Origin of the sequence: Cellulomonas iranensis NBRC 101100 = JCM 18110, assembly GCF_001552375.1 — a bacterium.
GTDB classification, from domain to species: domain Bacteria; phylum Actinomycetota; class Actinomycetes; order Actinomycetales; family Cellulomonadaceae; genus Cellulomonas; species Cellulomonas iranensis.
Map to the genome: position 1 here is coordinate 20,198 of NZ_BCRB01000050.1, position 8,222 is coordinate 28,419.

General features: G+C 75.0%; 4 protein-coding genes and 1 riboswitch. Of the genes, 1 reads left to right on the forward strand and 3 read right to left on the reverse strand.

Translation table 11 applies throughout. From position 1 onward, the window contains the following. Nucleotides 1–260 precede the first annotated feature (260 nt). The 3 genes from gcvH to gcvP all read right to left on the reverse strand — a co-directional run bounded on the left by gcvH (nt 261) and on the right by gcvP (nt 4,853). Nucleotides 261–632, reverse strand: coding sequence for a glycine cleavage system protein GcvH (gene gcvH, locus CS2_RS11520; RefSeq protein ID WP_070320104.1), 372 nt, complete (start codon nt 630–632; stop codon nt 261–263). A 64-nt stretch (nt 633–696) separates the two neighbouring features. Continuing rightward, nucleotides 697–1,866 carry a glycine cleavage system aminomethyltransferase GcvT gene (gene gcvT, locus CS2_RS11525; protein ID WP_070320105.1) on the reverse strand — a complete coding sequence of 390 codons (1,170 nt, stop codon included), beginning with the start codon at nt 1,864–1,866 and terminating at the stop codon, nt 697–699. 44 nt (nt 1,867–1,910) lie between these two features. Continuing rightward, on the reverse strand, nt 1,911–4,853 hold the full coding sequence (gene gcvP / locus CS2_RS11530; RefSeq protein ID WP_070320106.1) for an aminomethyl-transferring glycine dehydrogenase: 2,943 nt from the start codon (nt 4,851–4,853) through the stop codon (nt 1,911–1,913). Between the two features lie 193 nt (nt 4,854–5,046). Then, nucleotides 5,047–5,169: riboswitch (glycine riboswitch) on the reverse strand. 357 nt (nt 5,170–5,526) lie between these two features. Between gcvP and CS2_RS11535 the strand changes: the two genes are divergently transcribed. After that, nucleotides 5,527–8,178, forward strand: a complete 2,652-nt coding sequence (locus CS2_RS11535; RefSeq protein WP_070320107.1) for an alpha/beta hydrolase-fold protein — start codon at nt 5,527–5,529, stop codon at nt 8,176–8,178. Nucleotides 8,179–8,222: the final 44 nt, after the last annotated feature.

Consider the following 8,222-nt stretch of genomic DNA (forward strand, 5'->3'; position numbering starts at 1 on the left):
GGGCAGGTGGGACCGCTATGACGCGACTTCTGCCGACTTCTCCGAATCACCGTGAGATCCCCCCCGCGGTGCCGATCGCTGCACCTGACATGACGTCGTCCGACCGGCCCTGATACACCCGGGCGAACTTCCGTCCTCAGCAGGGTGCGGCAGGTCACTCGTTCGGGGCAAGCACCCGGACGAATGGACGCGTGTCCGAGTTCGCGCCCGTCCGGGGGGTCTGCTGGGCACTTTCACCCACGGATCGGGGTGAACGGGCCTCACGGGTTGAGCGCGCGGTACTCCTCGGCCGTCATGACGGGGCCCGTGGAGGTGACGTCGACCTTCAGGAGCCAGCCGGCGCCGAACGGGTCGGAGTTGACCACGGACGGGTCGTCGACCGCTGCCTGGTTGACCTCGGTCACCGTACCGGACACCGGCGAGAACAGCTCCGACACCGACTTCGTCGACTCGATCTCGCCGATCACGGCGCCCTGCTCGACGGTCGCGCCGACCGTGGGCAGCTCGAGGAAGACGATGTCGCCGAGCGCGTCGGCGGCGACCGACGTGATGCCGATCGTCGCGGGCGACGCGTCGTCGACCCACTCGTGCTCGGCGGTGTACTGCAGCGTCGTCGGCAGCTCGGCGGTCATCGGGGCTCCTGGGGGTCTCGGGCGGTGCGGGGGTGCGGGGTGCGGGGCGGCGGCGTGTGCGCCGTCACCGAGGACGACGGTAGAAGGGCAGGGGCACGACGCGCACCGGTTCGCGGCGGCCGCGCACGTCGACCGCGAGCTCGGTGCCCTCGGCGGACACCTCGGGCGTCACGTAGGCCATCGCGACGGGGTGGCCGAGCGTGGGCGACGGCGCGCCCGACGTCACGGTCCCCACGGTCGCGGCGTCGGGGGCGTCGGACGCGAGCACGGCGTACCCGTGGCGGGCGGCGCGGCGCCCGAGGCCCTGCAGGCCGACGAGCACGCGCGCGGGCTGAGAGGTCGCGCGCGCCGCGAGCGCGGCGCGCCCGACGAACGGCACGGGCTCGCCCGCCGCGTCGACCTTGTCGAGCCGCACGACGCGCCCGAGGCCGGCGTCGTGCGGGGTCGTGGTGCGGTCGAGCTCGTTGCCGTACAGCGGCATGCCGGCCTCGAGGCGCAGCGAGTCCCGCGCGGACAGCCCGGCCGGCACGATCCCGTGGTCGGCACCGGCGGCGAGCAGCGCGCGCCACAGCGCGGGCGCGGCGGCCGCGTCGAGGAAGAACTCGAAGCCGTCCTCGCCGGTGTAGCCGGTGCGCGCGACGAGCACGGGCGTGCCGTCGACGACCATCGGCAGGCACGCGTAGTACCGGAGCGTCGCGGGGGTGACGTCGGCGGGGGCGTCGGGGGCGGGCGCGAGGCCGGGCAGCGCCTCGACGACGGCGAGCGCGTGCGGTCCCTGCACCGCGACGAGCGCCGTGGCCTGCGAGCGGTCCACGACCTCGACGTCGAGGCCCGCGCCGACGCCCGCGGCGCGCTCGCGCAGCTCGGCGAGCACGACCTCGTGGTTCGACGCGTTCGCGACCACGAGGTACGTCCGCTCGCCCGTGCGGTAGACGACGAGGTCGTCGACGACGCCGCCGTCCTCCTGCACGACCATCGTGTAGCGCGCGCCGTGCACCCGCAGACCGGTGAGGTCGCCGACGAGCGCGCGGTCGAGGAACGCGCCGGCGGCGGGGCCGGTCACCTCGATCTCGCCCATGTGCGACAGGTCGAACAGGCCGGCGGCGGTGCGGACCGCGGTGTGCTCGGCCAGGTCGGACGTGTAGCGCAGCGGCATCTGCCAGCCGGCGAAGGACGTGAGCGCGGCGCCCAGGGCGACGTGCTCGTCGTGCAGCGGCGAGCGCCGGTCGGTCATGTCGTCTCCCGGGGTGGTGGGGGTGGCGGGCGAGGCGGGGCCGGTCATCGCACGTCGTCCGCGTACGCCTCGACGGGCGGGCACGAGCACACGAGCTGCCGGTCGCCGCGCGCGCCGTCGATGCGGCGCACGGGCGGCCAGTACTTGTCGGCCCGCAGCGACGCGAGCGGGTAGGCCGCCCGCTCGCGGCCGTAGGCGTGGTCCCACGCGTCGGCCGTCACGGCGGCGGCCGTGTGGGGCGCCTGCCGCAGCGGCGAGTCGGCGAGCTCCCACGTGCCGTCGGCGACCGCGTCGATCTCGGCGCGGATCGCGACCATCGCGTCGACGAACCGGTCGAGCTCGGCGAGGTCCTCGCTCTCGGTCGGCTCGACCATGAGCGTGCCGGCGACGGGGAACGAGAGCGTCGGGGCGTGGAAGCCGTAGTCCATGAGGCGCTTGGCGACGTCCTCGGCGGTGACGCCCGTGGCCTTGGTGAGCGGGCGCAGGTCGAGGATGCACTCGTGCGCGACGAGCCCGCCGGGGCCGGCGTACAGCACGGGGAAGTGCTCGCGCAGGCGCGCCGCGAGGTAGTTGGCGGCGAGCACCGCGGTCTCGGTCGCGCGGCGCAGGCCGTCGGGGCCCATGAGCGCGACGTACGCCCACGAGATCGGCAGGATGCCGGCCGAGCCCCAGGGCGCGGCCGCGACGGGTGCGACGGGCGAGCCGCCGGCCGCACCGGGCGTGGGGTCGCCGGGCAGGAACGGCGCGAGGTGCGCCGCGACCGCGACGGGCCCGACGCCGGGGCCGCCGCCGCCGTGCGGGATGCAGAACGTCTTGTGCAGGTTGAGGTGCGACACGTCCCCGCCGAGCTCGGCCGGGCGGGCCAGCCCGACGAGCGCGTTGAGGTTCGCACCGTCGATGTACACCTGCCCACCCGCCTCGTGCACGAGGTCGCAGACCTCGCGCACGTGGGCCTCGTACACGCCGTGCGTCGAGGGGTAGGTGATCATGATCGCGGCCACCCGCGGGCCGTGCTGCGCGAGCTTCGCGCGCAGGTCGGCGAGGTCGACCTCGCCGTCCTCTGCCGTCGCGACGACCACGACCTTGAGCCCCGCGAGCGCCGCCGAGGCCGCGTTCGTGCCGTGCGCCGACGCCGGGATCAGGCAGATGTCGCGCGGCTCGTCGCCGTCGGCGCGGCGCGACTCGTGGTACGCGTGGATCGCGAGCAGCCCCGCGAGCTCGCCCTGCGAACCCGCGTTCGGCTGCACGCTCACGGCCGCGTACCCGGTGATCTCGGCGAGCCAGTCCTGCAGCTCTCCGACGAGCGCCGCGTACCCCTGCGTCTGGTCGGCGGGCGCGTACGGGTGGATCGCGGCGAACTCGGGCCAGGAGATCGGCTCCATCTCCGCGGTCGCGTTGAGCTTCATGGTGCACGAGCCCAGCGGGATCATCGTGCGGTCCAGCGCGAGGTCCTTGTCGGACAGCCGCCGCAGGTACCGCAGCATCGCGGTCTCGGAACGATTCACGTGGAACACCGGGTGCGTGAGGTAGCCGGTCGACCGCGCGAGGTGCGCGGGCACGTCCGCCGGCTGCGGCGCGACGGAGGCGACGGACGGCCCGTCCACCGGCGGCGTCGCGACGCCCGCGTCGGCGAACGCGAGGACGACGGCGCGCAGGTCGTCGCCCGTCGTCGTCTCGTCGCACGCGACCTGCACGTGGTCGTCGTCGGGCGCCCAGAGGTTGACGCCGCGCGCGGCGGCCGCGGCCACGACCGCGCGCGCCGCACCGGGGACGCGCGTGCGCACGGTGTCGAACACGTGCTCGTGCACGACCTCGACGCCCGCCGCCGTCAGCACCTCGGCCAGCCGGACGGCGCCGCCGTGCACGCGCCGCGCGATCGCGGCCAGGCCGTCGGGCCCGTGGTAGACGGCGTACATCGACGCGACGATCGCGAGCAGCGCCTGCGCGGTGCAGATGTTGCTCGTCGCCTTCTCGCGGCGGATGTGCTGCTCGCGGGTCTGCAGCGCGAGCCGGTAGGCGCGTGCGCCGTCGGCGTCGACCGAGACGCCCACCAGGCGCCCGGGCAACGTGCGCTCGAGACCCTGGCGCACCGCCATGAACGCGGCGTGCGGGCCGCCGCCGAACAGCGGGACGCCGAACCGCTGCGCCGAGCCGACCGCGACGTCGGCGCCGAGCTCGCCGGGCGTCGTCACGAGCGTGAGCGCGAGCAGGTCCGCCGCGACCGTCACGAGCGCGCCGCGCTCCTTCGCGGCCGCGACCACCGGGCGCAGGTCGTGCAGCGCGCCCGACGCGCCGACCTGCTGCACGACGACGCCGACCAGCGGCCCGTCGACCTCGGGCAGGCCGTCCCCCAGGTCCGCGACCACCACGGGCAGGCCGACGGCCTCGGCCCGCCCCCGCGCGACCGCGAGCGACTGCGGGAACAGGTCGGCGTCCAGCACGACCGTGCCCGTCGTCGCGCGCGACGCGCGCCACATCAGCGCGACCGCCTCGGCCACCGCGGTGGCCTCGTCCAGCAGCGAGGCGTTCGCGACGTCGAGGCCCGTCAGGTCGGAGACGACGGTCTGGAAGTTGAGCAGCGCCTCGAGCCGGCCCTGCGAGATCTCGGGCTGGTACGGCGTGTACGCGGTGTACCAGGCCGGCGACTCCAGCACGTTGCGGCGGATCACCGCGGGCGTCGTCGTGCCGTAGTAGCCCTGCCCGATCATGGGGCGCAGCACGCGGTTGCGGCCCGCGATCGCGCGCAGGTCCGCGAGGACCTCCTCCTCGCCGCGCGCGGCGGGCAGGTCCAGCGGCCGGTCCGTGCGGATGACGGCGGGCACGGCCGCGTCGACGAGCGCGTCGAGGTCCGCGAACCCGAGCGTCGCGAGCATGCGCGCGGTCTCGTCGCCGCGCGGGCCGACGTGCCGGTCGACGAAACCCGCGGCCGCAGGCGAGTGCGCGGGTGCGGCGGGCGAGGTGACGGGCGGCGTGGCGAGGTCGGTCACGGGTGCTCCACGGGGTCGTCCGGACGGGTCCGGGACGGGTAGGGGCTCCCCGCTCTGTCATCCACCCGCGCAGGGGTGACCTGAGAGTTTTGCCGGTCCGCCATGAGCGCGTCCCACGGGACGGGCTCCGGGGCGCGCCGACTTGCACCGTCGGTGGGCGCCGGACCTGGCCGGCGCCGCTTTCCAGAGTTGCCTGGCCGCGGCGGTACGGGGGCCTGAGAGATTCCCGGGGAGGGTTGCTCCTTCGGCGTCCCGCGCTGCCGCCCGCGCCGGCGTGCGGGCGGACGGTCGGCGGGAGCTCTCCCGCCGCGGTTCGAGCAGCGTGTTCAGTTGTGGTGGTCCGTCGGCCAGCGTACGGCACCCCGCGTCGCACGGGCAGGGGTGCGCCGCGCCGCGCTGCACACCCCGGTGCACTCGGAAGGTTGACGTTAAACCTCTCGACCCGACAGCATTCGGGCACCCGCCCCTGCACCGTCGCAGGACGGCGGGAAGGCCGCGGACGCAGGCGTCCGTGGCTCCGTCAGGGGGTGGCGCAGGACGTACTCCCCCACGCTCGAGGACGAGCGCGGGGCCGCGACGTCCCCTGCCGGTCGGGACCGTGAAAGGGGTACCGATGGGGATGAGGGGAAGAACGCCACGGCAGGCCCGTAGCGCAGCACGCAGGACCACGGCCGTGGTCACCGGCGCCGCGCTGGCGCTCGGCACGGCGGCGGCGATGGCGCCGTCCGCGGCAGCCGAGCCGGTGGCGCCGGACCCGTGGGTGTCGGTGACGCCCGAGGGCTACCACCGGTTCGTGGTGCCGCAGGCCGAGGCCGAGCGGATCCTGGGCAGCAAGCCCGCGCAGGTCGAGCTCCAGGGCAACTTCGGGCCCGCGGGCACGTGGTCGGACCTGGCCATGGACCCGAGCGGGACCGACTACCCGACGCAGGTGGGGATCCTCCAGCCCGGCCTGTACTACTACCAGTACACGGCCACGTGGCCCGACCGGACCAAGAAGTCGTTCAAGGAGCCCACGAGCCCCGTCGCGGTGACGGCGCACCCCACGTGGAGCACGCTGTTCGTGCCCGGACCGTCGGTGCAGTGGATGGCGGACGTCGCGCACGGCGGCACGGTCGCCGACCTCGCCTACGACAGCCCCGTCGACGGCGCCGAGCGGGACGCGCTGGTGTGGACGCCGCCGGGCTACGACCCCGGCCGCGCCGACGCCTACCCCGTGCTCTACCTGCTCGCCGACGGCTCGCAGTCGGCGCGCGAGTGGGCCGAGCTGGGCCGCGCGCCGCAGGTCCTGGACAACCTGGCCGCCCAGGGCGGCCTGGCCGACATGGTCGTCGTCATGGCCGACGCGCGGGGCACCGACCCGCGCACCGAGCTGCTCGACGGCGTGGTCGCCGCGACCCGCGACGCGTACCACGTGTCCGACGACGCGGCCGGCCAGGCGCTGGCCGGCATCGGCGACGGCGCGCACCACGCGCTCACCGTGCTGCGGACCGACCCGGGCGTGTTCTCGCAGGTCGCGTCGTTCTCCGGGCGGCTCACCGGGTCGATCAGCGCGAGCACCGCGCGCGAGATCAACGCGGGCACCGACCGGCTGCGCGTCTACGTCGGCAACGTGCTCGACCCCGCGTACAACAGCACGCACGACCTGCTGCGCACGCTCGAGCGCGCGGGCGTCGAGCACGAGTTCGACGGCGTCGACCCCGACACGGGCGGCACGTGGGACACGTGGCGCGAGGGCCTGCGGGACTTCGCGTCGCGCGTCTTCCAGGACGACGCGGGGCACGGCCCGCGCGAGGGGCACCGCCCGCTCGACGCGCGCTACACGCCGCCCGCGGCGGGGTCGATCACGACGCCGCACGTCGACGAGAACGGGATCGTCACGTTCGAGACCGGCACGCAGTGGGCCGACGCGAAGGGCGTCACGGTGTGGGCGAACTGGGCGCCGAACGGCGCGTGGTTCCGGGTGCCGATGACGAAGGTCGGCGACCGGTGGCGGCTGTCGATGGGGCCGCTCGACGGCTTCTACTACTACCGGTACGTCGTCGACGGCGTCGACGAGAAGGACCCCGCCGACACCGTGAACACGCTCACGGGCGTCAGCCCGCTGTTCGTGCCGGGCGAGAACGACCGCATGCTCGCCGACGCCCCGGAGGGCCAGCGGGGCGAGCTGTCCGTGCTGACGTACGACAGCAAGGTCGCGAACGAGGAGCGCAAGGCGTACGTCTGGACGCCGCCGGGCTACGACCCGGACCGCGCCGAGCCGTACCCCGTGCTGTACCTCAACCACGGCGGCGGGCAGAACTACGGCGACTGGGTCGAGGTGGGCCGTGCGCCGCAGATCCTCGACAACTACTCGGCGCAGGGCGGCATCGTCCCGATGGTCGTCGTCATGGGCAACGGCAACGTGCCCGACTTCCCGACCGAGCTGCTCGACAACCTCGCACCGGCGGCGCGCGCGGCGTACCACATCCGGTCCGACGCGGCCGGGCAGGGCATCGCGGGCCTGTCGATGGGTGCGATGAACACGCTCAACACGTGGCTGACCCGTCCGGGTCAGTTCGGGTGGGTCGGCGCGTTCTCGGGCGGGCTGTTCTTCGGCACGCCGCAGTTCGACGCGGCGGCCGTCAACGCCGAGACGCGGCTGGCGCGCATGTACACCGGTGACAAGACCGACTTCACCTACCAGCAGACGATGAACCTGCTGGACCTGCTGGAGAAGAACGGGGTCGAGCACGAGTTCGCCGGCGTCACGCAGGGCCCGCACGGGTTCGAAGTGTGGTCGACGAACCTCATCGACCTGCTGCCGCGGCTGTTCCGCGAGGACGGCGGCACGCAGGGCGTCGAGCTGCGCGCGGTCGTGCCGGAGGGGCAGGACGGCGTGCTCGCGCTGTCCGTGGCCGACGACGGCTCGGGCGTCACGCTCGACGGGCCGCAGCAGACCGGCACCGCGCTGCGGTTCCGGGGGCAGCTGCCCGCCGTGACCGTCACCGACTCGCGGAGCGTCGCGCAGGCGGGGGTCACCGGGTGGGCCGTCACCGGCCAGGCGTACACGTTCGACTCCGGGTCGCGCCTGCTCGAGGGCAAGCACCTGGGGTGGACGCCGCGGGTCGAGACGCCGCGGGCCGGCCTCGTGGCCGGTGAGGCGCGCGCGACGGCGCTCGGCGGCGGCGAGGGGCTGGTCGTGCCCGGCCGGCTCGCGTCGGCGACCGCCGAGGGCCGGGTCGGCACGGCGACGCTGGGCGCGGACCTCGTGCTCGACGTGCCGGTCGACACCGCGCCCGGGGAGTACGCGGGCACGTTGAGCCTGACGCTGTTCCCCGTCGACTGACCCGACCGACGGACACCGGCGTGCGGCGGGGGGCCACCCCCGCC

Bases quoted from the DNA above. Each gene is read 5' to 3' on its own strand.
- gcvH (WP_070320104.1), bottom strand. From the start codon at position 632: ATGACCGCCGAGCTGCCGACGACGCTGCAGTACACCGCCGAGCACGAG.
- gcvT (WP_070320105.1), bottom strand. From the start codon at position 1,866: ATGACCGACCGGCGCTCGCCGCTGCACGACGAGCACGTCGCCCTGGGC.